The following is a 21,792-nucleotide window of genomic DNA, read 5'->3' as shown; positions in this document are numbered from 1 at the left end:
GGGGTGAGGTCAGCCCTTGTCGTCCTCGGCGTTGATCCCGAGGCCGCCGATGAGGCCGGGGATCAGCGGCGGCAGCGTGACGTCCGGGGTCGGGGGCGTGCTCGGGGTGTCCTTCGGCGGGGTGGTCGCGTCGGGGGAGGGCGGGTCGAACAGGCCGCCCGTGCCGCCGCCGAGAAGGCCGTCGGCGGGGCTGCTGCCGGTGTCCGAGGGGCGCGGCGACGAGCTGGTGTCCGTACCGCCGCCGTCGTCGTGGCGGGCGGACGAGGACGGCGACGGGGCGCGGGTGTCGGTGGACGGGTCCGTGCCGGTGCCGGTGGTGCCGGTGCGCCGGGAGTCGCCGTTCTTCGCCGGGGGGCGGGGGAGCAGGGACTGGAGCGGCGCGACTTCCTCGTCTATGGCGGCGAAGACGGAGCTGACCTGGTCGCCGACGTCGGTGAGCTGGACGGGGAGGCGGTCGCGGAGGCTGGTCCAGCTTTCGCGGTGGGACCGGGAGAAGCTGTCCAGGGTCTGGATCGGGCCGAGGGCGCCGTCCCGTTCGTAGGCGGCGTGGAGGAGGCGGTGGCCCTCGGTGGCGTCGTGGGTCATGCCGTTGAGCGCGCGCCTGATCTCGCCGAGCTGCTCGTGGTCGAGGTGGCCCGAGCGGGCGCGCTCCATGAGGCGGCGGGCCTCGCTGAGCCGGGTCGACGCCTGGTCGAGGTAGATCTCGCCGCGGTCGGTGTCGTTGTTGGTGAGCCCGAGGTGGATGTCCTCCATGCCGCGCTTCAGGCCGTAGAGCGAGTCACCCGGGAGGGCGTCGGAGCTGGCAGCGGCCACTCCGCCGAAGGCTCCCGCGGCCACACCGACCGTGAGCCCGCCGGCGGCGAGCCCCTTTCCCCAGCGGGATCTCGGGCGCAGCTTGCGGAGCGGGGAGGCACGGTGGCTGCCCCTGCTCCGTTGCTCGGGCACCGTAGGGTCCGCGGATGCACCCCCCTCGGCGAGCATGGCCTCCATGGCGGCGACGAGCTGGGCTCGCTGCACCACTTTGACCTCGGGGTCCATCTGCGGCTTCGGTAGCTCACCGAGGCCGTTCGCCAGGGCCAACAGCGGTCCTCGGTCGGCCTGTTCGGCCGGGTCCTCGGGCTGTACGGCCGCCGCCCCGGAGAGCGACTGCTCCTCCAGGGCCTGGGCGAAGGCGTTCGCCCGCCGGTGTGCCGAAACGTTTGCGATCACTGGCGGCACCTCCTCTCGTCATGACGGTCGACTCCCCTGGGAATCCGGAAGGTTGCACACCTTGAGCGCTTCCACACGATCGAGTGAGCGTCTGCGGACATGGTGTGACGACAGGGGGCCTGCATCCGGCACAACGAGTGGCGCGGCACTTGGGTTACGCACGAAAGATGATCGGACCAGTGCGTGATGAACATATCGCCGGGGCAGGTCCGGTCGGGGGAGATGGGGTCAGCGGGCATCGTCCGGGAGGAGCCGGGCGAGGGTACGGACGGCCCGGTACTGGAGGGTCTTGATCGCGCCCTCGTTCTTGCCCATCACGCGGGCGGTCTCGGCGACCGAGAGGCCCTGGAGGAAGCGCAGGGTCACGCACTCCTGCTGCTGGGGGTTGAGCCTGCGCACGGCGTCGAGCAGCGCGGCGTTGGAGAGGGACTCCAGGACGGAGTCCTCGGGACTGCGCTCGACCTCGTTGGCGTCGAGCATTTCGCCGGTGGTCACTTCCAGTCGGAAACGACTGGATTTGAAGTGGTCGGCGACCAGGTTGCGAGCGATCGTGACCAGCCAGGCGCCGAAGTCGCGGCCCTGCCAGGTGAAGGTGGAGATGCGGCGCAGGGCGCGCAGGAAGGTCTCGCTGGTGAGGTCCTCCGCCGTCGCCTTGCTGCCCACGCGGTAGTAGATGTAGCGGTAGACGGTGTCGCTGTACTGGTCGTAGAGGCGGCCGAAGGCGTCGGCCTCGCCGGCCTGGGCGCGCTCGACGAGCTCCATCATGCGCGCGCTGTCGCTGTCGGCGGTGGGCCGTCGGACGGTGGTAGTGGACGTGGCGCCGCGGTTGCCGCGTCTTCCGACCGCCGCACTGCGTTCGGCCAGGGCGTAGCAGGGGCCGGCAGGTGCAGGGGTGGCAAATGCGGGTGCGGCGTACGCGGTGGGGACGAAGCCGCGCAGGCGGTCGGCGACCGATGCGCGCAGCGTAGCCAGGCCCGAGGCGTCAACCCCGACGTGTGGGTACACGGGACTCCCAGAGGCAGAGCTTCCATCACGAGCAGTGCGAATCCGTCACTCGTCGTAGTGAGTGACAGGTCCGGAATGCGTCTGAGGAGAATAACGCTTCGTACAGGCTGTGCTACACCCAGTTGCTCAAATCACCGATTACGTCGCTTCCGTGCCTACTTTTCGATGCATCAGGCAGCGCAAAATGATCGCTTCTTGATCGGATTACTTCCGGATCTGTCTGCGGGTGCGACGGGTTGTGGTCGGCGGCAGGGTGCCGAAGAGGGGTCCGCCGGGGTCAGCGGCGGCGGCGGTGCAGGGCGACGGCCGCCGCGGTGCCGCCCGCGAGGGCGCCGACGCCGGCCGCGGCCGGGATGCCGACCTTGGCCGCCTTGCGGCCCGTGCGGTAGTCGCGCAGCCGCCAGTCCAGGGCGCGGGCGTGCTTGCGGAGCTTGCTGTCCGGGTTGATCGCGTACGGGTGGCCGACCAGCGACAGCATCGGGATGTCGTTGTGGGAGTCGCTGTACGCGGCGCAGCGCGCCAGGTCCAGGCCCTCCGCCGCCGCCAGCGCGCGTACCGCCTCGGCCTTCGCCGGTCCGTGCAGGGGTTCGCCGACCAGGCGTCCGGTGTACACGCCGTCGACCGATTCGGCGACCGTGCCGAGCGCTCCGGTCAGGCCGAGGCGGCGGGCGATGATCGTGGCCGTCTCCACCGGGGCGGCGGTGACCAGCCAGACCTTCTGCCCCGCGTCGAGGTGGGCCTGGGCGAGGGCGCGGGTGCCGGGCCAGATGCGGTCGGCCATGTACTCGTCGTAGATCTCCTCGCCGATCGACATCAGCTCGGAGACGCGGTGGCCCTTGACGATGGACAGGGCGCTGTCGCGGGCGTCCTGCATGTGTTCGGGGTCCTCGACGCCGGCCAGCCGGAACCAGGCCTGCTGCCAGGCGAACCGGGTGAGTTCGCGGCGTTCGAAGAACTTGCGCTTGTAGAGGCCGCGGCCGAAGTGGAAGATCGCGGCGCCCTGCATCACGGTGTTGTCGAGGTCGAAGAAGGCGGCGGCCCGTTCGTCGCCGACGACGGGGAACTCGGGCTCCTCCGGCTCGGCGCTCTTCTTCTCCTCGGCGGAATCGGCGGACCCGGCTTCGAGCGAGGACTTCCGTGCGGCCTCCGCCGCCGCTTCGCCCGCCAGCACGCTGCGTGCGGTCGCGGAGCGCCTGCGGGGGGTGAGCCATCCAAGAGCGGCCATGCGGTGAGCATAGCCAGTCGGCCCGGCCCTTCCGGTCCCGCCGTGATGCCGTGGGGTGAACTCCTGGTGTCCCGGGGGCCGGGAGCGCGGCCTGGGGAGGGGCCGCAGAATGAAGGCATGAGTGCCCTGCTGCGTCGTAGGAAGAAGAACCCCGCCGAGCGAGTGGTGACCCTGGTGGGGAAGCCGGGCTGTCACCTCTGTGACGACGCCCGCGCGGTGGTGCGGTCGGTGTGCGAGGAGACCGGCGCGTCCTGGGAGGAGAAGGACATCACCCAGGACGAGGAGCTGTACCGGGAGTACTGGGAGCAGATCCCCGTGGTGCTCGTAGATAACGAACAGCACACGTTCTGGCGGGTCGACCCCGTAAGACTGCGCAGCGCGCTGCTTTCCTGAGTGAAACCCGGTTACCATCGTGGGCGTTTTGAGTGGTCTCGGGGGCGTAGCTGTGAGGAGTGTGTTCCGCTTTGCCCCCTTCGGGCCTGCAACGGGCTGATGCGATCCATGGTTCCTGGATCGCGCGACGGATGTGCGTGACCCCGGTCACTTTGACCGGACAAACCGGACACAATCTTTGTGCACGCGTTCACAAAGACATAGCCTGCATTCGACGGGGCGGTCCTGGGACATACGGCCGCCTGCAGCCCCGCTCATCCCGCAGGAGCACCGTGGCAACTGGCCGAAATCACCGACCGGCGACCCGTAGCCGAGGAATTCCCGAGGCCACCGTCGCCCGACTTCCGTTGTATCTCCGCGCGCTGACCGCGCTCTCCGAGCGCTCGGTCCCCACGGTCTCCTCCGAGGAGCTGGCCGCGGCGGCAGGGGTCAACTCCGCGAAGCTGCGCAAGGACTTCAGCTATCTCGGCTCGTACGGGACGCGCGGCGTCGGCTACGACGTCGAGTACCTCGTCTACCAGATCTCGCGTGAGCTGGGCCTCACCCAGGACTGGCCGGTCGCGATCGTCGGCATCGGCAACCTCGGCGCCGCCCTGGCCAACTACGGCGGCTTCGCCTCGCGCGGGTTCCGCGTCGCCGCGCTGATCGACGCCGATCCGGCGATGGCGGGTACGCCCGTCGCCGGCATCCCCGTCCAGCACGCGGACGACCTGGACCGCATCATCAGCGAGAACGGCGTCTCGATCGGTGTGATCACCACCCCGCCCGGCGCCGCCCAGCAGGTCTGCGACCGGCTCGTCGCCGCGGGCGTCACCTCGATCCTGAACTTCGCCCCGACCGTCCTCTCGGTGCCCGACGGCGTCGACGTGCGCAAGGTCGACCTCTCCATCGAGCTGCAGATCCTCGCCTTCCACGAGCAGCGCAAGGCCGGTGAGGAAGGCGGCGACGCCGGTCCCGACCCGGCCGCGCCGCCCGTGCGCGCCACCAACACCACCAACACCACCAGCACGAACACCGGCCGGAAGGGACCCGACGGGGACATGCCCGCCGTGATGCCGGCATGAGCCTGCTCCTCGTGGGTCTGAGCCACCGCAGCGCCCCCGTCTCCGTACTGGAGCGGGCCTCGCTGGCCGCCGACACCCAGGCCAAGCTGCTCCAGGACACCCTGGCCGCCGAGCCCGCGGCCGAGGCCGCCGTCCTCGCGACCTGCAACCGCATCGAGCTGTACGCCGACGTGGACAAGTTCCACGCGGGCGTCGCCGAGCTGTCCACCCTGCTCGCCCAGCACAGCGGCGTCGGGCTGGACGAGCTGACTCCGTATCTCTATGTGCACTACGAGGACCGGGCCGTCCACCACCTCTTCTCGGTGGCCTGCGGGCTGGACTCGATGGTCGTGGGCGAGGGCCAGATCCTCGGCCAGATCAAGGACGCGCTGGCCCTGGGCCAGGAGCTGCACACCGCGGGCCGGCTGCTCAACGACCTGTTCCAGCAGGCCCTGCGGGTCGGCAAGCGCGCCCACAGCGAGACCGGGATCGACCGGGCCGGGCAGTCGCTCGTCACCTTCGGCCTGGAACAGCTCGCCGACGGCGGCGACACCGCCGCCTGGGCCACGGGCAAGCGCGCCCTGGTCATCGGCGCCGGCTCGATGTCCTCGCTGGCCGCCGCGACCCTGGCCCGCACGGGCGTCGCCGAGATCGTCGTCGCCAACCGCACCCGGGCCCGCGCGGAGCGCCTCGCCGAGATCCTGAACCAGCCCGGCTCCACGGGCACGCGCGCGCACGCCGTGGAGATGGCCGAGGTTCCCGGTGAACTTACACGTGCCGACATCGTCGTCTCCTGCACCGGCGCCACCGGCCTCGTGCTCACCGCCGAGGCCGTCGCCGGGGCGCTCGGCGCGGACCGCGTACCCGCCGGGGGCGAGGCGTCCGGCCTGATCCCGGCGCAGTCCACCGGACCGGTGCGGCTGGCCCTGCTGGACCTCGCCATGCCGCGCGACATCGACGGGGGCGCCGCCCGCCTCGACGGTGTGCGCCTCGTCGACATCGAGTCGCTCGCGGAGGCGTCCGCCGACGCCCCGATGGCCGCCGATGTGGACCAGGTGCGCACCATCGTCGCCGACGAGGTCGCCGCTTTCGGTGCCGCCCAGCGCGCCGCCCACATCACCCCGACCGTCGTCGCCCTGCGCACGATGGCCGCAGGAGTGGTGGCGGACGAGATCGCACGGCTGGACGGACGCCTCCCCGACCTGGACGAGAAGCAGCGCGCCGAGATCACCCAGACCGTGCGCCGCGTGGTCGACAAGCTCCTGCACGCGCCCACCGTGCGGGTCAAGCAGCTCGCCAGCGAGCCCGGCGGCGCCGGGTACGCGGACGCGCTGCGTGAACTCTTCGACCTCGACCCGCAGACGGTCGCCGCCGTCTCCCGGGCAGACCTGAACGACCCGAATCGAGGGCGGTCATGACCGACAACTCACCCCTGAGGCTGGGGACCAGGCGCAGCAAGCTCGCGATGGCGCAGTCCGGCCACGTCGCCGAGGCGGTCAGCGAGGTGACCGGGCGCGCCGTCGAACTCGTGGAGATCACCACCTACGGCGACATCTCCCGGGAGCACCTGGCGCAGATCGGCGGGACCGGCGTGTTCGTCGCCGCGCTGCGCGACGCGCTGCTGCGCGGCGAGGTGGACTTCGCGGTCCACTCGCTGAAGGACCTGCCGACCACGCAGCCCGAGGGCCTGGTCCTGGCGGCCGTGCCGGTGCGCGAGGACCCGCGTGACGTGCTGGTGGCGCGGGACGGGCTGACGTTCGCGCAGCTGCCGTCCGGCTCCCGCATCGGCACCGGTTCGCCGCGCCGCATGGCCCAGCTCAACGCGTACGCCCGCAGCCACGGCCTCGACATCGAGACCGTCCCGATCCGGGGCAACGTCGATACGCGCATCGGTTTTGTACGCAACGGTGAGCTGGACGCGGTGGTTCTCGCCGCCGCCGGGCTCAACCGTCTGGGCCGCGGCGGTGAGGTGACCGACCATCTGTCGGTCGACACCGTGCTGCCCGCTCCCGGTCAGGGAGCACTGGCGATCGAGTGCGCTGCCTCCGGCACCGACCTCGCCGCCGCGCTCGCCGAGCTCGACGACCCGTACACCCGGGCCGCCGTGACCGCCGAGCGTGCCCTGCTCGCCGCCCTGGAGGCCGGCTGCTCCGCACCTGTGGGTGCGCTGGCCGACCTTCTCGCCGACGGTCAGGCTGTCAACGAACTGCGCCTGCGCGGTGTCGTCGGTTCCACCGACGGTTCCTCGCTGGTGCAGCTGTCCACCACCGGTCCCGTTCCCACGTCGCACGACGACGCGGCGGCTATCGGTCGCGAACTCGCGGCCGAGATGCTTGCCAAGGGCGCGGCCGGTCTTATGGGGGAGCGAGCACAGTGAGCCCCACCGGCCCCGCCGCATCCGATTTCCCGGTCCTGTCCGCAGGGCACGTCACCTTCCTCGGCGCCGGTCCCGGCGACCCGGGACTGCTGACTCTGCGCGCCGTCGAGGCGCTTGCGAGCGCGGACGTTCTTGTCGCCGAGCCGGACGTTCTCGGCGTCGTTCGCTGCCATGCGCGGGCAGGGGTAAGCACCCCTGAGCTGGCGGTTGTTGACGCGCAGTCAACGGCCGCCGGGGTACCCGTTCTCAGGGACGCGGCCAATCTTGTCATGGAGGCCGCGAAGGGCGGCAGGCGGGTCGTGCGCGCCGTCGCCGGAGACCCCGGCATGGACGGGAACGCGGCCGGCGAGATGCTGGCCTGCGCCGCGGCCGGCATCCCCTTCGAGGTCGTGCCGGGCATCGCCAACGCCGTGGGGGTGCCCGCGTACGCCGGGGTGCCGCTGCGGGACGCCCAGGGCGCGGACGTACGGTTCATCGACGCGCGTACGGCGAGCGACCGCTGCTGGAGCGAGGTCGGTACGAGCGACGCCACGTGCGTCCTGTCGACGTCGCTCGACGCGGTGGCCTCGGCCGCCGGTGAGCTGGTCTCGGCGGGCCGCAAGCCCGACACGCCGCTGACCGTGACAGCGGCCGGTACGACGACGCGCCAGCGCACCTGGACGGCGACCCTCGGGACGATCGCCCAGGTCTTCAAGCAGGGCAAGGTCCTGCCGTCGCCCGAGGGGCACCAGCCGGTCATAGCCGTGGTCGGGGAGCGCAGCTCCGCCGCCCAGCGCGACCAGCTCTCGTGGTTCGAGTCCAAGCCGATGTTCGGCTGGAAGGTCCTCGTGCCGCGTACGAGGGAGCAGGCGGCCTCGCTCTCCGACCAGCTGCGTTCCTACGGTGCGGTGCCGCACGAGGTGCCGACGATCGCCGTCGAGCCGCCGCGTACGCCCCAGCAGATGGAGCGGGCGGTCAAGGGCCTGGTCACGGGCCGGTACGAGTGGATCGCCTTCACCAGCGTGAACGCCGTGAAGGCGGTGCGGGAGAAGTTCGAGGAGTACGGGCTCGATGCCCGTGCCTTCGCCGGGATCAAGGTCGCGGCCGTCGGCGAGCAGACCGCCGCCGCGCTCATCGACTTCGGTGTGAAGCCGGATCTGGTGCCGTCGGGCGAGCAGTCGGCGGCCGGGCTGCTGGATGACTGGCCGCCGTACGACCCGGTCTTCGACCCGATCGACCGGGTCTTCCTGCCGCGCGCCGACATCGCCACCGAGACGCTGGTGGCCGGGCTGATCGAGCTGGGCTGGGAGGTGGACGACGTCACCGCGTACCGCACGGTCCGCGCCTCGCCGCCGCCGGCCGAGACGCGTGAGGCGATCAAGGGCGGCGGGTTCGACGCGGTGCTGTTCACCTCGTCCTCGACCGTGCGCAACCTGGTCGGCATCGCGGGCAAGCCGCACAACGTGACGGTCATCGCGTGTATCGGCCCCGCCACGGCGAAGACCGCCGAGGAGCACGGGCTGCGCGTGGACGTCCTGTCGCCGGAGCCTTCGGTGCACAAGCTGGCCGAGGCGCTGGCGGATTTCGGTGCGCGGCGCCGGGACGCGGCGCGGGAGGCCGGTGACCCGGTGACGCGGCCGAGCGAGCGGCGTCCGGGTGCGCGGAGGCGTCGTACGACGACCTGACCGCGGAGCTGTGTGCGGGGCCCGGCCGCTTCTTCCCGAAGCGGCCGGGCCCCGCCGTGTTCCGGCCGCTTTCCCGGCAGAGGTGTCGGCAAGAGCGTGAGGTGTACGGGTCTAGTCTCGAAGGATGACTGTGTACGGAAACTTCCCCGGCTCCCGCCCCCGGCGGCTGCGGACGACCCCCGTGATGCGGCGGATGGTCGCCGAGACACGGCTCGACCCGGCGAACCTGATCCTGCCCGCGTTCGTGCGCGAGGGCATCGACACCCCGGTCGCCATCTCGGCCATGCCCGGCGTGCAGCAGCACACCCTGGACACCCTGCGGAAGGCCGCCGTGGACGCGGTGTCGGCCGGCGTCTCGGGGATCATGCTGTTCGGTGTGCCGCTGGACGGGAAGAAGGACGGCCGGGGCACGGCGGGCACCGACCCGGACGGCATCCTCCAGGTCGCGCTGCGCGCGGTGCGCGAGGAGGTCGGCGACGATCTCCTCGTCATGTCGGACCTGTGCCTGGACGAGTTCACCGACCACGGCCACTGCGGTGTGCTGACCGAGGACGGCCGTGTCGACAACGACGCGACGCTGGAGCGGTACGCGGAGATGGCCCAGGTGCAGGCCGACGCGGGCGCCCATGTGGTCGGCCCCAGCGGCATGATGGACGGCCAGGTCGGTGTCATCCGTGACGCGCTGGACCAGACGGGCCACGAGGACGTGTCGGTCCTCGCGTACACCGCGAAGTACTCCTCCGCGTTCTACGGCCCGTTCCGCGAGGCCGTCGGCTCCTCGCTCAAGGGCGACCGCAAGACCTACCAGCAGGACCCGGCCAACATCCGCGAGTCGCTGCGCGAGCTGGCGCTCGACCTCGAAGAGGGCGCGGACATGGTCATGGTCAAGCCGGCCGGCCCGTACCTGGACATCCTGGCGAAGGTCGCCGAGGCGTCGGACGTGCCGGTCGCCGCGTACCAGATCAGCGGCGAGTACGCGATGATCGAGGCCGCGGCGGAGAAGGGCTGGATCGACCGGGACGCGGCGATCCTGGAGAGCCTGACGGGCATCCGCCGGGCGGGTGCGCAGATGATCCTCACGTACTGGGCGACGGAGGTCGCGCAGCGGCTGCGGGGCTGAGGGCCGGCTACGGCCAGTCGATCAGGGCCATGAGAGCCGCCCGGGGCCGAAAGCGGGTGCGCCGGGTCGCGAGCTGTCCGGGGCCCGGTGTCAGAGCCTCCCGGTAGCGTGCCGGCCACCAGATCCGACGACTCTCCGGGAGAACCGCTGTGGACATCCTGCTCATCGGCGGCTTGTGGCTCGACGGATCCGCCTGGGACGACGTCGTGCCCGAACTCACCCGGCTCGGCCACCGTCCCGTGCCGCTCACGCTGCCGGGGCAGGGTGACGGCGCCGTCTCCGCGACGCTCGACGACCAGCTGGCAGCGGTGCTCGCCGCGGTGGACGCGGCGCCCGGGAAGCCTCTGGTGGTGGGGCACTCCGCAGCGTCGACCCTGGCCTGGATGGCCGGTGACGCACGGCCGGAGAAGGTGGCCAAGGTCGCTCTGATCGGCGGCTTCCCCGCCGCCGACGGGCGGGCCTACGCCGATTTCTTCGCGATCGAGGGCGGCGTCATGCCCTTCCCTGGGTGGGGTCCCTTCGAGGGGCCGGACGCCGCGGACCTGGACCAGCCGGCCCGGGACCGTTTCGCTGCGGCCGCCGTTTCCGTCCCCGAGGCCGTCGCCAGGGGAGTCGTGCGGCTGACCGACGAGCGCCGCTTCGACATCCCCGTCGTGGTGGTCTGCCCCGAGTTCACCCCGGCCCAGGCCAAGGAGTGGATCGCCGCCGGGGAGATTCCCGAGCTGGCCCGCGCCACCCGGGTCGAGTACGTGGACCTCGACTCGGGCCACTGGCCGATGGCCACCCGCCCCGGCGAACTCGCCCGGGTCCTGAGCGAGGCTGCCAACGCCTGACCCGCCCCCTCGCCGGGATCGGCGGGAGAGGCGGGGCAGGGGGGCAGGCGGGGGCGGCGGATTCGGGCCGTCCGGTCAGTAGGTGAGCGCGTCGTCCATCTCGCTCTGCCAGTAGGTGACGAAGCCGTTGTCGTCCCAGTACGTCGTGCCGGGCAGCGTCAGCTCGGCCGTCGAGGAGTTGACCGGGCCGTTGCTCCGGTCGGCGAAGGTGACCCCGAGGTGCTTGCTCGTGAACGGCTTCTTGCCGTTCGGCTCGCCGGTCAGGCTGATCGCCGCGTACGCCGACTGACCCGGGTCGAGCGTCACCACGGCCTGAGGCTGGCTGTCCCGGTTGACCTGGAACACGGCCTGCGCGCCGTCGAAGCGGAGCATCGGCGCGTAGTACGCGTAGCAGGGGCGGTCACCCGTGTTGGTGGCCGTGAGCAGCAGGTGGTTGACCGGGCGGCTCACCTTCGTGACGGTGACCTTCGTGTTCGAGCCGTCGCAGGTGACGGCGGTCTTCGGCTTGCTGTCGGTGGCCGGGGCCTTGGTCTTCGTGGCCGGGTCCGCGGTAGGGACCTTCGGCTTGGCGTCGGCGGCCGGTTCGGACTCGGTGTCGGTCGGGGACGTCGAGTCCTTGGCCGGCGCCGAGGGCTCCTTCGACTGGCCGCCGTCCTGGTCCGCCGTCGGGCTCGCGGCCGGCTTGCCGGTGTCGGTGACGTCGTCCCCGTTGCATGCCGTGAGCGAGAGCGCCGCGAGCAGGGCGGTGGCTGCGAGAACGGTGGTGCGGATGCGGTTGCTGCGCATGGTGGATCTCCCCGTAGGTGGTCTTGTGTGTGGTGCGGGCTGAACTGAGCTTTGGTCAGTTGTGGCAGATCAGGAGCAGGACGATCGCTGTCGTCACGATCACCACTCCGATCGCCAGCGCATCGGTCAACTCGATGCGGAAGAGCGTTCGCACTGCGTCGGTCCCCCGGTCGCTGTGGTGTGATTCGAGCTTGCGGCACGGCGGATTCCGGCCGCAACGCCCGCCACACCATTGGGGATGCTGGAATGCCTGCGCGTACTGTGACCTGGGCAGATTCCACGTCCCTGGAACGGTGATCCGGGACGACCAGGAGGGGGAACGCCGTAGTGGCGACGCCGGAGGCCGAGGATTTCGCGGGCCTGCTGAAGAAACTGAAGGACCGTTCGGGACGCAGTTACGGCGTGCTGGCGGGAAGGCTGCACGTCAGCACGTCGACGCTCCACCGGTACTGCAACGGGGACGCGGTCCCCAGTGAGTACGCCTCCGTGGACCGGTTCGCCCGTCTCTGCGGGGCCACGGACGACGAACTCGTGGACCTGCACCGCCGGTGGATCCTCGCCGACGCGGCGCGGCGGCGGGGGAAGCCGGACGCCGCGCCCGCGCCGGACACGCCCGTCGCGGAGCCGCAGCCGGTACCGGTGCCGCAATCGGAGCGGGTGCCGGAACCGGAGCGAGTGCCGGAATCGGAAGTTCCGGTACCGGTCGAGCCCGCGCCCGCCGCGCCCGCGCCCGAACCGGCCCCCGAGGTCACCCCCGAACACCCTGCCCCCGAGCGCTCCTCGCGTTGGCGCCGCGCCTCCGCCCGTACGCGGGTGCTGCTCGCCGCCGCAGCGGTCGTCGCGCTCACCGTGCCCACCGCCGTCGTCGTCGGGCAGCTCAAGGAGACCGGCTCGGACGCCGCCGTCGAGATGCCCGGCGGGCGGAGCACGGAGGAGGGCAAGGGGGCGGACGCCGTCTCCGAGTCGCCGCAGAGCCCTTCCGCGTCCACCTCCGCCTCCGCGTCGGCGAAGGCCAGTGAATCCGCGAGCAGCACCGAGGCGGCCGGCCCGACCGCGCGGTCCTCCGTCTCCGCGTCGGCCACCACCGGGAGCGGCACCGGAGCCCCGCCGACCGTCACCATCAGCTCGTACAACTGGGAGGAGCCCTGCGGGCAGTTCTATCTGCTCACCCAGGACCCGGGCACCGTGCCGCCCCCGCCCTCGCCCACCAGCACCCGGGGCTGGGCGCGTTCGCTCGGCGGGGTGGAGGGCGGCGCCATGAAGCTGGAGCTGACCGTGCAGGGCACCTCGCGGGAGGCCGTCGTGCTGACCGACCTGCATGTGCGCGTGCTGAGTCAGCGGGCGCCCCTGCAACGGCCCGCGTTCTCCATGGGCGAGGGCTGCGGAAGCGGTATCGAGCCCCAGTCCTTCGATATCGATCTGGACAGCAACCGGCCCACGCTGACCCCGGTGGCGGGCACCCAGGGCGACCAGGTCGTGCCCGCGAAGGACTTCCCGTTCCAGGTCTCGTCCCGCGATGTGGAGGTCTTCGACCTGGACGCGCATGTGGAGGGCCACGACGTCAGCTGGTACCTGGAGCTGGAGTGGAGCAGCGGCGGCCGCAAGGGCATCCTGCGCATCGACGACGGCGGCAAGCCGTTCCGTACTAGCAGCATCGCGGGGCGGCCGGAGTACTACTACCGCTACGACACCTCGGTCTGGGAGAAGCGCTGAGCGTCCGGGGCTGACCGGCGGGTCGCGATCTCGCGGACGCAGTACACCGCGACGGCCAGGACGGCCACACCGGCCGAGACCGGTTGCGGGGCGACGAAGGTGATGTGCGGGGAGACCGTGACGGCGATGCCCGTCTGCTGGAAGACGGTGTCGAGGACGGCGATGGTGTTGAGGGCCGCAAGGGTGTAGCCCGCCCTGCGGAGTCCGTGCCCGGTCCGGTCGGTCAGAGCGGCGGAGAACGCCAGAAGGCTCGTCAGGGCGGCCGTCGAGATGCTCACGGCCACCCAGTAGGGCCCGTGAGGCCAAGGGGCTTCGGCATTGCTCGTGACCGCCACGGCGTAGACGGCCAGCAGGAGCAGGGGCAGGGCGAAGCGGGTCACTTTTGTCACGCTCGTACGCCATGCCGGCCGTGACATGACGACGAAATGGCCGACGAGCCAGGCCGTGGCGAGGCCGACGACGAGGGCGCCGCTCGCCGCGTCTCCGTCGTCTCCGTGGCCGTCGATGTTGACCGAGACCAGGATGGCCGTCGCCACCACGGTCAACAGCCAGACCCCACCCGGCAGCCAGGGCCCGCCCACGGGTGTGTGTTTGGCGGCGGCGGGCGGCCTGCGCGGCGCGTCCCGCGGTGGCGGCAGCACCTTCGTGGGTGCCGCCGCGTCGAGCCGCCGCAGGGCCCGGGAGGCGTCGGCGGCCGTGGTGTGGCGCTCGGACGGGTCCTTGCTGAGGAGCTTCAGTACGAGTGTGTCCCAGGAGGAGGGGAGGCCCGGCCGGATCGAGCTGGGCGCGGGGGGTTCGTCGGTGAGGTGGGCCGTCAGGTAGCCGATGCTGTCGGGGGCCTGGAACGGCAGGCGGGCGGTGAGCAGTTCGAAGAGCAGGCAGCCCAGCGCGTAGAGGTCGCTGCCCGGTTCCGGGTGGCCGCGTGCCTGCTCGGGAGCCATGTACGGGGGCGTGCCGACGATGAACCCGGTCTGGGTGAGGCGGTCGGCGGTGGCGTACGGGTCGGCCGCGCGTGCTACGCCGAAGTCGAGGACCTTCACCGTGCCGGTGTGCGTGATGAAGATGTTGGACGGCTTGATGTCGCGGTGCAGGACGCCCGCCGCGTGTGCCTCCGCCAGGGCCTCGCCGATTTCGGCGCCCCAGCGGGCCGCGTCCTGCGGGTCGATGGCGCCCCGCTCCAGCTTGGCATCCAGCCCTTCGCCCCTGACCAGTTCCATCACCAGGAACGGGGCGTTGCCGGTCTCGGGGCCGCTCTCGCCGAGATCGTGGACGGTCACGATGTGCGGGTGCTGGAGGCGGGCCGTGAGCCGGGCCTCGCGCAGGAACCGGGCGCGCGCCTCTCTGCCCCGGCTTCCGCCTCCCGCGAGTAACGAGATCAGCTTGACCGCGACCCGCCGGTCCAGCTTCTCGTCCTGCGCCTCCCAGACCTCACCCATGCCGCCCTCACCGAGCCGCCGCACCAACCGGTACCGACTTCCAAGGAGTTGATCCCGCACTGTGGCCCCCTCGTGGGTGTATTGCGTGGGTGTCCCGCTCTCGGATTCAGCTCGCTTCGATCATGTCACTCCGCCCGAAGCTCGGGTCTCGGGTCTCGGGACCGTGGACCGGGGTGGGCGGTTCACTCGTTCGAGCGTACGAGGGGTGTGGGCGGCCCGAGGCTTGAGGCTCGGGACTCGGGCTTCGAGATGCGAGCCCCGAGGTTCGAGCGCCTTCTTTTGATGGGTGGGTAGAGACGGGGTTGGGGAAACCCTCCCGACCTCCCTGACCCGTCACGGTCTGCATGTATGACTAATGGTGACGGCTTGCGACGCAGCGTGGCCACTGCTTACGGTGCGGGAAATCAAACGACCCCGACGAGGCCTCTCAAGCCTTGCCGGGGTCTGGCCAGAGCTCGACCACCACAGAAAGAGCCGATCTCGTGGTTGTTCAGAACTTTAGTCCCACCCCATGCCCCATGGCCCAGTCCGGCTACGGCAAGCGTGCCGTGCCCGCTCAACATCCGGCCCGCCCCGATGACTTCGCCTCGCTGCCGCTGCGCGAGCGCTACATCGCCGCCTTCGTCGAGCGGCTGCCCGAAGGGGCCGTGATGAGCGTCAAGGCTCTCGCCAAGCAGATCCCGCTGTACGGGCAGCAGGCCGTGGCCTCCGCGATGACCGCGCTCTCCGTGGCCGGGCATCTGCGGCGCGTGCGGTGCGCCTTGGTGGACGGGCAGGGCCAAGTGCGGTGGGTTTTCCGGACGTTCTGGTCGCGGACCGCCCACGACAACGAGTGGTGGGCGGAGTTTCTGGGCTCGTTGACGGTGGTCGCGCCGGAGGTCGAGTCCGTGGTCGCGGCGCCCGCACCCGCACCGGCGCCTGTGGAGGCTCCGGCCGCTTCCGCCGTGCCCGCGCAGCGCGTCGCCGATCCGGAGGAGGGCGGGCGCTCGACCGCGTACCTCGCCCTGGCCGAACTCGGGCGTGTCGATACGCGGCTCGCGCTCTCCCATGCCCACTGCGTCGCCCTGGAACCCCTCGCCGAGCAGTGGTTCGCCCGTGGCGTGGACGTCGGCTACTTCGTCCGTACGCTCACCGCCGGGCTGCCCGCCTCGGTGGAGGCGCCCTTCGGGTTCGTCCGCCGTCGCCTGGGCGACAAGCTTCCGCCCGTCTACCGCCCCGCCCCGGAGCGGGCCGGTGGCGTCACGCATCCGGCCAAGGTGGAGTGCGTGGAGTGCGGCGTCCCGGGGCCGGTCGACGCGCTGCCGGACGGGCTGTGCCGGGGCTGCCGGGAGCCCGCCGGGGCCGACCCGCAGGCCGATCCGTCCGGCCCCCGGGTCCGCGACCGGATCGCGGCCCTCAGGGATCTCGTGAAGTCGTCCTGAGGGCCGCGTCCCGCCGGGGTCAGGCGCGCTTGCGGCGGCGGGCCATGACGACCAGGCCCGCACCCGCGGCGACGACTGCGGCGCCGCCGATGGTGATCGGGATCATGTTGCTGCTGCCGGTCGTCGCCAGGTCGCCCTCACCCGGCTGCGAGGGGCTGGCGGACGGGGCCGGGGCGCCCGGCGTCGCGGAGCCCGACGGGGTGTCGGACGGGGTGGCGCTGCCGGACGGCGGGGTCACCGAGGCCGACGGCGTGCCGGTCGCCGGGGGCGTCGTCCCGGGCGTACCGCTCGGGGTCGTGCTGGGCGACGGGGTCTCCGTACCGGGAACCTCGGGCAGGCAGCCCGTGAACGGGAAGTGGTGCGTCTCCGCACCGCCCGAGCCGTGCAGCGAGGCCACCCACACCGAGCCGTTGACCGGCGCGGCCGTGCCCAGCTCCAGGTGGGCGTGGGGCGCGAGCACGCTGCCCGGCCAGGCGGCCTGGCTGTTCTTGACGACCTTCGTGGCGTCCGGGAAGCTCCACAGGAGCTTGGCCCGGACCGCGCCGCCGGACGCGCTCTGGAGCTTGTCGTCCAGGACGAAGTCCTGTCCGCCCGAGAGGAAGAAGCCCGTCGTGCGGGCCGTCGCCATGTCGTACTCCTGGCCGCTGACGTTGACGATCGTCGTCGCCCCGGCCGGGACCTTGATGAAGACCTCCTTCGCCTTCTCCAGCCGGTCCGCCGGTACGGAGAAGACGTTGCGTCCGCTGTCCGTGCCGGTCAGCGTCAGCCGGTCGCCGTCGAGCCGCACCTCGGTGCCCGCGGTCGCGGACTCCCCGGCCAGCGCCGCGGAGTAGGACCGCAGCTTGGCGAACTCGCCGTCGAAGTCGATCAGGTCGGCCTTCTGGCTGAAGCTGCCGTTGTGCAGCTCGACGGCACGGTCCTTGACCTGGCCGCCGACCACCGCGTTGCCCTTCATCACGACGGTCGCGGAACCGCCGTTGAGCAGGTCACCGCGCACGACGAGCGACGCCCGGCCGGGCAGCGCGTCGACCTCGGCGGCCGACAGCTCGTTGGCCACGCTGAACCCGCCCCGGAAGTCCGCGTTGCCGCCGACGGCCACCGCGCCCTCCGCGTCGGGCGAGTGGACGTCGTCCCCGAGGACGAACTCGCCGTACTTGCCGGCGACCCCGAAGGCGTCCGTGGTGCAGTCCGCCGGGGCGGGGGTGGCCTGGGCGGCCGGAGCGACGGTGAGCCCGAGGACGAGGGCACCGCCGAGCGCCGCGAGGGCGGCAGTGGTGGGTATGCGCATAGTGCGTGGTTCTCCCGCGGAGCAGTTATGAAGGTTCTGTGGCGACTCCGGTCATCATTCCCATACTCGCGAAAATTGGTCAAGACCAATGCAGGATCTGGTCCACGGTGGTGCGGGGCGGGGTGGCCCGGCTCAGTCCCACCAGAACGCCCACGTCTCCTGCTTGAGGAGCGCCGTCTCCGCGTACGCGCGGAGCGTGTCGAGGCTGGACTGCTGGATGTTGTCCGGGCAGAACGCGAAGTGCTCCGCCGCCAGCGCCTCCGCCTCGGCGAGCGTCGTGGGCGGGCGGCTCACCGAGAGCACCAGGGTGTCGAACCCGAGCACGAGGACCCGGGCCCCGTACCGGTCCTCCCAGGAGCGCAGCACTGCGCTGAGCCTCGCCACGTCGTTCTCATGATTCGCCGGGCCGGACCAGCCGATCGCCGCCGGTATGTCCGCGCTGCGGCGCGCGGGGACCAGCGCGATCCGTATCCCCGCCATCGGGCTCCCCGGAGCGGTCAGCTGGTCCGCGATCTCGGCCGCGAGGGCGTCCGGCTCGTCCGGTCCCGCCTCGGACGGGCTCGGCGCCAGGCCCGGCCACGCGCCGTCCGAGTCCACGAGACCCGGCTCGTCGCTCTCGTGCGCCTCCCATGCCCTGGTCAGCACGGTCTCGGCGTCATGATCGCCCGGATACGACGTACTCGCCGGGTCCAGGTCCCAGTCCTCCGGCCACGCGGCACGCCTGCCGCCGTCGACCAGGACCGGCAGCAGACCGGCCGGCCGCCCGGCGGTGCGCAGCTCGGCCCAGACCCCGGGGGTCGCGGGCCCGTCCGCGTACCAGAGGAGGGGTTCGTGCCAGGTCTCGTCGATCGTGGTGTCCACGAGCGTGCCGGGCGGGAGTTCCAGCCCGGCATCGGCCGGTGAACGAAGTGCATTCGGGAGCGTCGCCATATCGGTGACTCTAAGTGCCCCCACTGACAGTGGACTTCTCAGCGCCCCACATGCCCGGTGAACGCGGCCCAGGCGGCGGGCGCGACGGTGAAGACGGGGCCCTCCAGGTTCTTGGAGTCACGTACGTGCACGGCGGTGGGGTGCGCGGCGACCTCGACGCACTGGCCGCCCTCGCTGCCGCTGTGGCTGGACTTGACCCAGTTGTAAGCGACTTCGAGGCAGGCGCCGCCTTCGCTGCCGCTGTAACTCGACTTGAACCAGTCGTAGGCGACTTCGAGGCACTGCCCGCCTTCGTCGCCGCTGTAGCTGGACTTGAACCACTTACGTGCGGTGCTCATTACTCTCCCAGCAGACGGTCCAACAGGGCCCTCGTCTCTTCCGGGGTGAGGGCCTGGGCTCGCAGCATCGCATATTTCTGCGCGAGGATGCTGACCTCGTCGGGGTTGGAGACGAGCAGGCTGCCGCGCTGTGTTTCGGAGTACGCGACGCGTTGGAAGTCCGGGGTTTCCAACAGGATGAAGGGGCCGTCCAGACCGGCGTGCATGCGATGGCTCAGGGGCAGGATCTGGATGCAGACGCCCGGGAGGTCGGCGCAGCGGCGGAGATGGCGCAGCTGCTCCATGTGCTCCTCGCCGCTGAGGAGTTGCAGCCTTACCGCAGGCTCCCAGATCACGAAGCTGATCGTCGGCGGGTTGTCGCGGTGCATGATCTCCTGGCGCTTCAGCCGGTTCGCGGTCTGGTCCGCGATCTGCTCCTCGCTGAAGACGGGGACGCGGTTGCGGAAGACCGCGCGGGCGTACGCCTCGGTCTGGAGCAGGCCCGGCAGCAGCTGGTTGTCGTACCAGGACAGGGACAGCGCCTCCTGCTCCAGGTCCATGTACTCCTCGGCCCAGACCGGGATCAGGTCGGTCTCCGGCAGGTGTTCCAGCGCCGTGATGAGCGCCCCCTTGGTGTCCAGGATGGCGTCCAGGACACGGGCCAGCGCGGGAACCAGGTTCCGGCGGCCCTGCTCGATGGAGGCGATGGTTTCCGGCTGGACGTTGGCCTCGTCAGCGAGTTGATGCTGAGTCAGGCCGCTCGCCCGACGGAACCGGGCGACCAGCGCGCCCACGAGCTTCTTGGCCGTCGCGTCTTTGCGCAGGCGGTTGTTCTTTTGCATACGGAGCCCACTCCCCACCCGGGCCCCTTCTTCACGCGCGCCCGACCCGTACAAGATACGTGTACGGGTGGTTACAGTGCGCGATCATCGCGAAGCAGAGCCGCGTCCAAGGCCGTGCGGACGGCCTTCGTGGCGGTCTCGTGGTCGAGACCGGGCTCGTTCATGACGACCGTGCCGTAACTCCCGTTGTCCACCCAGCTGCACGCCACGCGGGAGCCGGGGGTCTCCGAGTCGTCCGCGTACGAGACGCAGCGGAGCCGGCGGCCGTCCGGACCCGGGTCCGGCTTCCAGACCCCGTCGATGGTCGAGTCCGACTCGGCGAGCCCCAGTTCGTAGCCCTTGAGGGCCTTGTCGGGGGTGTTGCGGAAGTCGCCCACCGCGCCGAAGACGAGGGCGGCCGGGCCGATGGGGCCATCCCGGTCCGCGAGTTCGCCGTAGACGTAGGCGAACGCGCCCTCGGCGTTCAGGGCCCGGGTCCACAGCGAGGCCATGTCCGAGCTGACGCCGTCCACCACCGGGACGGCGGAGAACAGCGGGGCGCCCCGGAACGTCTTCGGTGCCGTCGCCGTGTAGTGCGGATAGCTCGTGTCCGCCGGGTACTTGAACGCCAGCGGCGAGACCACCGCGAACACCGCCAGGGTGAGGGCCGTGCCCAGCAGCACGAAGTCCCGGGCGCCGGGCGGGGGCGGCGGGGGCAGGGGACTCGCCGGTTCGGGCGCGCCCTCCGGGAGCGGCGGTGTGCGGTGGACGGCGCGGGAACGGGCGCCGCTCTCCAGGACGGCGAGCAGGCGGTACGGGACGAGGGTGAGGAGCGCGGCGGCCCCCGCCCACATCGACCAGGGCGCGGCCGACTCGGGGACGAGGGCCAGGGCGCCCACGGCCAGGACGGCGAGCACGCTCAGATACGGGGCCCTGACCTGGCCCAGGAGCAGCCTCCGGCCGGGGCGGAGGAACGCGGTGAGCGTTTCGGCACGGATGGCGAGACGCAGGTCGTACGGGTGCTGCCCCGCCTCCTCGTCGGCTCGGCGGGCCGCCTCCGCCAGGTTCGGAGCGGCGGCCAGGGCGCTGCGGACGTCGTGGCGCTGGGTGTGGGAGGCGGAGAGGCGGGGCGTCGGGGGCTGTGCGGCCCAGACCGGGGCCGGGTTGCTGAGCCGGAGCGCTTCCGGTGAGCCGGGGGCCAGTTCGGCGACGCGGGCCATGAGGCGGTCGGCGCGGGCGTGGCGGCCGGGGCGGTCCAGCGCGTCGGCCGCCCGGCAGAGTTCGGCGTACGCGGTGAGCAGGGCCAGGTGGTCGGGAAAGGCGTCGAGCCCCCGGCGGTAGGCGCGTTCGGCCTCGTCGTCGTGGTCGTCCTCGTCCTCGGCGACGTGCGCCCGGCCCAGCAGGAGGTACAGGTCGGGGTCGGGGCCGTACGCCTCCAGCGCGGCGGTGGCCTGTTTGCGGGCGTCCGCCGGGCGCTCGCTCCGGAGGGCTTCCCGGACGGCTGCCGCGGCGGCCTCGGACGCGGCCCGTGCCCCGGGCTCCGGTCTCGGCTCCTCCGGCGGCGGTGCCGTTTCGGGCGTGTTCGTCTGCCCGGTGTCCTGCATGTGATCCCCACCCCTGGTGACACGTCCGGTGCTCACCGGACGCGCCACCATCCCCTGCGGCGGGGCGCGCGGTCAACGCCATTCGGGCGACGATGCCCCGGGGTGCGCCTTTCGCTTTCCCCGGAAAGCGAGTGGAGGGTCAGCGGGCCATTGTCGCGCTGATGATCTTTCCCTGGCCCATGTGGTTCCGGACGGTGACTTTCCTGGCCAATTTCAGGACCAGCGGCCAGCCGAAACCGCCGGCCGCGCCCGTCATATCCGGGACGCGCCGGCGCGGGCGGTCCGGGCTGGGGTCCGCGACCTGTACGTACAGCGCCTTCTCGTCCGCTCCGAACGCCAGCGCCGTGACGGCTCCCGCGTGGCGTACCGCGTTCGTGACCAGTTCCGAGGCGAGCAGCAGCAGGTCCTGGACGGCCGAGGGGGAGGGCGGAGGGTCGAGCGACTCCACGAACGCGGCGGCCGCCGCGCGGGCGTCGGCCGCTTTCGCCGGTGGGGGCACGGCCTCGGTAATGGCCTCGGGCGAAGGCGGGTCAGGCGCTGTGCGAGGGTCACTCATCTTTCGCCCCCAGGGAAAGGTTCGTCCAACGGTCTGGATTCTTCTTTTGCC

20 protein-coding genes are annotated in these 21,792 nt (G+C 71.7%); 9 read left to right on the top strand and 11 right to left on the bottom strand.

Features of this window, described 5'->3' with window-relative positions; translation table 11 throughout:
- Positions 1-9 precede the first annotated feature (9 nt).
- The 3 genes from P8A18_RS14305 to P8A18_RS14295 form a co-directional block, all read right to left on the bottom strand.
- A complete protein-coding gene (locus P8A18_RS14305) occupies positions 10-1,209 on the bottom strand; it encodes a DUF5667 domain-containing protein (protein ID WP_306054781.1) in 1,200 nt (399 codons plus the stop codon).
- A 228-nt stretch (positions 1,210-1,437) separates the two neighbouring features.
- Positions 1,438-2,214 carry an ECF subfamily RNA polymerase sigma factor, BldN family gene (locus P8A18_RS14300; protein ID WP_018552246.1) on the bottom strand — a complete coding sequence of 259 codons (777 nt, stop codon included), beginning with the start codon at positions 2,212-2,214 and terminating at the stop codon, positions 1,438-1,440.
- A gap of 277 nt (positions 2,215-2,491) precedes the next feature.
- Positions 2,492-3,439: an HAD family hydrolase gene (locus tag P8A18_RS14295; protein ID WP_306054778.1), complete on the bottom strand. Its 948-nt coding sequence runs from the start codon at positions 3,437-3,439 to the stop codon at positions 2,492-2,494.
- A gap of 117 nt (positions 3,440-3,556) precedes the next feature.
- On the opposite strand from P8A18_RS14295, the gene P8A18_RS14290 reads away from it, so the two are divergent.
- The 7 genes from P8A18_RS14290 to P8A18_RS14260 all read left to right on the top strand — a co-directional run bounded on the left by P8A18_RS14290 (position 3,557) and on the right by P8A18_RS14260 (position 10,869).
- Positions 3,557-3,832 carry a glutaredoxin family protein gene (locus P8A18_RS14290; protein ID WP_306054776.1) on the top strand — a complete coding sequence of 92 codons (276 nt, stop codon included), beginning with the start codon at positions 3,557-3,559 and terminating at the stop codon, positions 3,830-3,832.
- Positions 3,833-4,104: 272 nt separating this feature from the next.
- The gene (locus P8A18_RS14285) at positions 4,105-4,896 is read left to right on the top strand and encodes a redox-sensing transcriptional repressor Rex (RefSeq protein ID WP_306054774.1); all 792 of its coding nucleotides are present in this window, start codon (positions 4,105-4,107) and stop codon (positions 4,894-4,896) included.
- Complete coding sequence (locus P8A18_RS14280) at positions 4,893-6,293, top strand: glutamyl-tRNA reductase (protein ID WP_306054772.1); 1,401 nt, start codon at positions 4,893-4,895, stop codon at positions 6,291-6,293. The genes P8A18_RS14285 and P8A18_RS14280 overlap by 4 nt, the downstream gene beginning before the upstream one ends.
- Positions 6,290-7,252, top strand: a complete 963-nt coding sequence (hemC, locus tag P8A18_RS14275; protein ID WP_306054770.1) for a hydroxymethylbilane synthase — start codon at positions 6,290-6,292, stop codon at positions 7,250-7,252. Before P8A18_RS14280 ends, hemC begins: the two co-directional genes overlap by 4 nt.
- Complete coding sequence (locus P8A18_RS14270; RefSeq protein WP_306054768.1) at positions 7,249-8,916, top strand: bifunctional uroporphyrinogen-III C-methyltransferase/uroporphyrinogen-III synthase; 1,668 nt, start codon at positions 7,249-7,251, stop codon at positions 8,914-8,916. The genes hemC and P8A18_RS14270 overlap by 4 nt, the downstream gene beginning before the upstream one ends.
- A gap of 124 nt (positions 8,917-9,040) precedes the next feature.
- The gene (gene hemB / locus P8A18_RS14265; RefSeq protein WP_306054766.1) at positions 9,041-10,036 is read left to right on the top strand and encodes a porphobilinogen synthase; all 996 of its coding nucleotides are present in this window, start codon (positions 9,041-9,043) and stop codon (positions 10,034-10,036) included.
- Positions 10,037-10,185: 149 nt separating this feature from the next.
- Positions 10,186-10,869 (top strand): alpha/beta fold hydrolase, encoded by a 684-nt coding sequence (locus P8A18_RS14260; protein WP_306054763.1) that lies wholly within the window; start codon positions 10,186-10,188, stop codon positions 10,867-10,869.
- Positions 10,870-10,944: 75 nt separating this feature from the next.
- Here P8A18_RS14260 and P8A18_RS14255 read toward each other — a convergent pair whose 3' ends face one another.
- Positions 10,945-11,655 carry a DUF4232 domain-containing protein gene (locus tag P8A18_RS14255; protein WP_306054761.1) on the bottom strand — a complete coding sequence of 237 codons (711 nt, stop codon included), beginning with the start codon at positions 11,653-11,655 and terminating at the stop codon, positions 10,945-10,947.
- A 327-nt stretch (positions 11,656-11,982) separates the two neighbouring features.
- Between P8A18_RS14255 and P8A18_RS14250 the strand changes: the two genes are divergently transcribed.
- Positions 11,983-13,368, top strand: coding sequence for a helix-turn-helix domain-containing protein (locus tag P8A18_RS14250; RefSeq protein WP_306054759.1), 1,386 nt, complete (start codon positions 11,983-11,985; stop codon positions 13,366-13,368).
- Here P8A18_RS14250 and P8A18_RS14245 read toward each other — a convergent pair.
- Positions 13,338-14,864: a serine/threonine-protein kinase gene (locus P8A18_RS14245; RefSeq protein WP_511101553.1), complete on the bottom strand. Its 1,527-nt coding sequence runs from the start codon at positions 14,862-14,864 to the stop codon at positions 13,338-13,340. The two genes, P8A18_RS14250 and P8A18_RS14245, sit on opposite strands and share 31 nt — an antisense overlap.
- 458 nt (positions 14,865-15,322) lie before the next feature.
- On the opposite strand from P8A18_RS14245, the gene P8A18_RS14240 reads away from it, so the two are divergent.
- Positions 15,323-16,225: a MarR family transcriptional regulator gene (locus P8A18_RS14240; protein ID WP_306054754.1), complete on the top strand. Its 903-nt coding sequence runs from the start codon at positions 15,323-15,325 to the stop codon at positions 16,223-16,225.
- 19 nt (positions 16,226-16,244) lie between these two features.
- Here P8A18_RS14240 and P8A18_RS14235 read toward each other — a convergent pair whose 3' ends face one another.
- From P8A18_RS14235 to P8A18_RS14210, 6 genes are all read right to left on the bottom strand, one after another.
- A complete protein-coding gene (locus P8A18_RS14235; RefSeq protein WP_306054752.1) occupies positions 16,245-17,513 on the bottom strand; it encodes a choice-of-anchor A family protein in 1,269 nt (422 codons plus the stop codon).
- Between the two features lie 132 nt (positions 17,514-17,645).
- On the bottom strand, positions 17,646-18,443 hold the full coding sequence (locus tag P8A18_RS14230) for a DUF4253 domain-containing protein (RefSeq protein ID WP_306054750.1): 798 nt from the start codon (positions 18,441-18,443) through the stop codon (positions 17,646-17,648).
- Between the two features lie 38 nt (positions 18,444-18,481).
- Positions 18,482-18,781, bottom strand: coding sequence for a DUF397 domain-containing protein (locus tag P8A18_RS14225; protein WP_306054748.1), 300 nt, complete (start codon positions 18,779-18,781; stop codon positions 18,482-18,484).
- The gene (locus P8A18_RS14220; protein WP_306054745.1) at positions 18,781-19,602 is read right to left on the bottom strand and encodes a helix-turn-helix domain-containing protein; all 822 of its coding nucleotides are present in this window, start codon (positions 19,600-19,602) and stop codon (positions 18,781-18,783) included. Before P8A18_RS14220 ends, P8A18_RS14225 begins: the two co-directional genes overlap by 1 nt.
- Positions 19,603-19,673: 71 nt before the next feature.
- The gene (locus tag P8A18_RS14215; protein ID WP_306054743.1) at positions 19,674-21,185 is read right to left on the bottom strand and encodes a tetratricopeptide repeat protein; all 1,512 of its coding nucleotides are present in this window, start codon (positions 21,183-21,185) and stop codon (positions 19,674-19,676) included.
- 139 nt (positions 21,186-21,324) lie between these two features.
- Complete coding sequence (locus P8A18_RS14210) at positions 21,325-21,741, bottom strand: ATP-binding protein (protein ID WP_306054741.1); 417 nt, start codon at positions 21,739-21,741, stop codon at positions 21,325-21,327.
- Positions 21,742-21,792: the final 51 nt, after the last annotated feature.

The organism is Streptomyces sp. Mut1 (assembly GCF_030719295.1).
GTDB lineage: Bacteria > Actinomycetota > Actinomycetes > Streptomycetales > Streptomycetaceae > Streptomyces > Streptomyces castrisilvae.
This window is presented reverse-complemented; position numbering and strand designations above follow the sequence as displayed.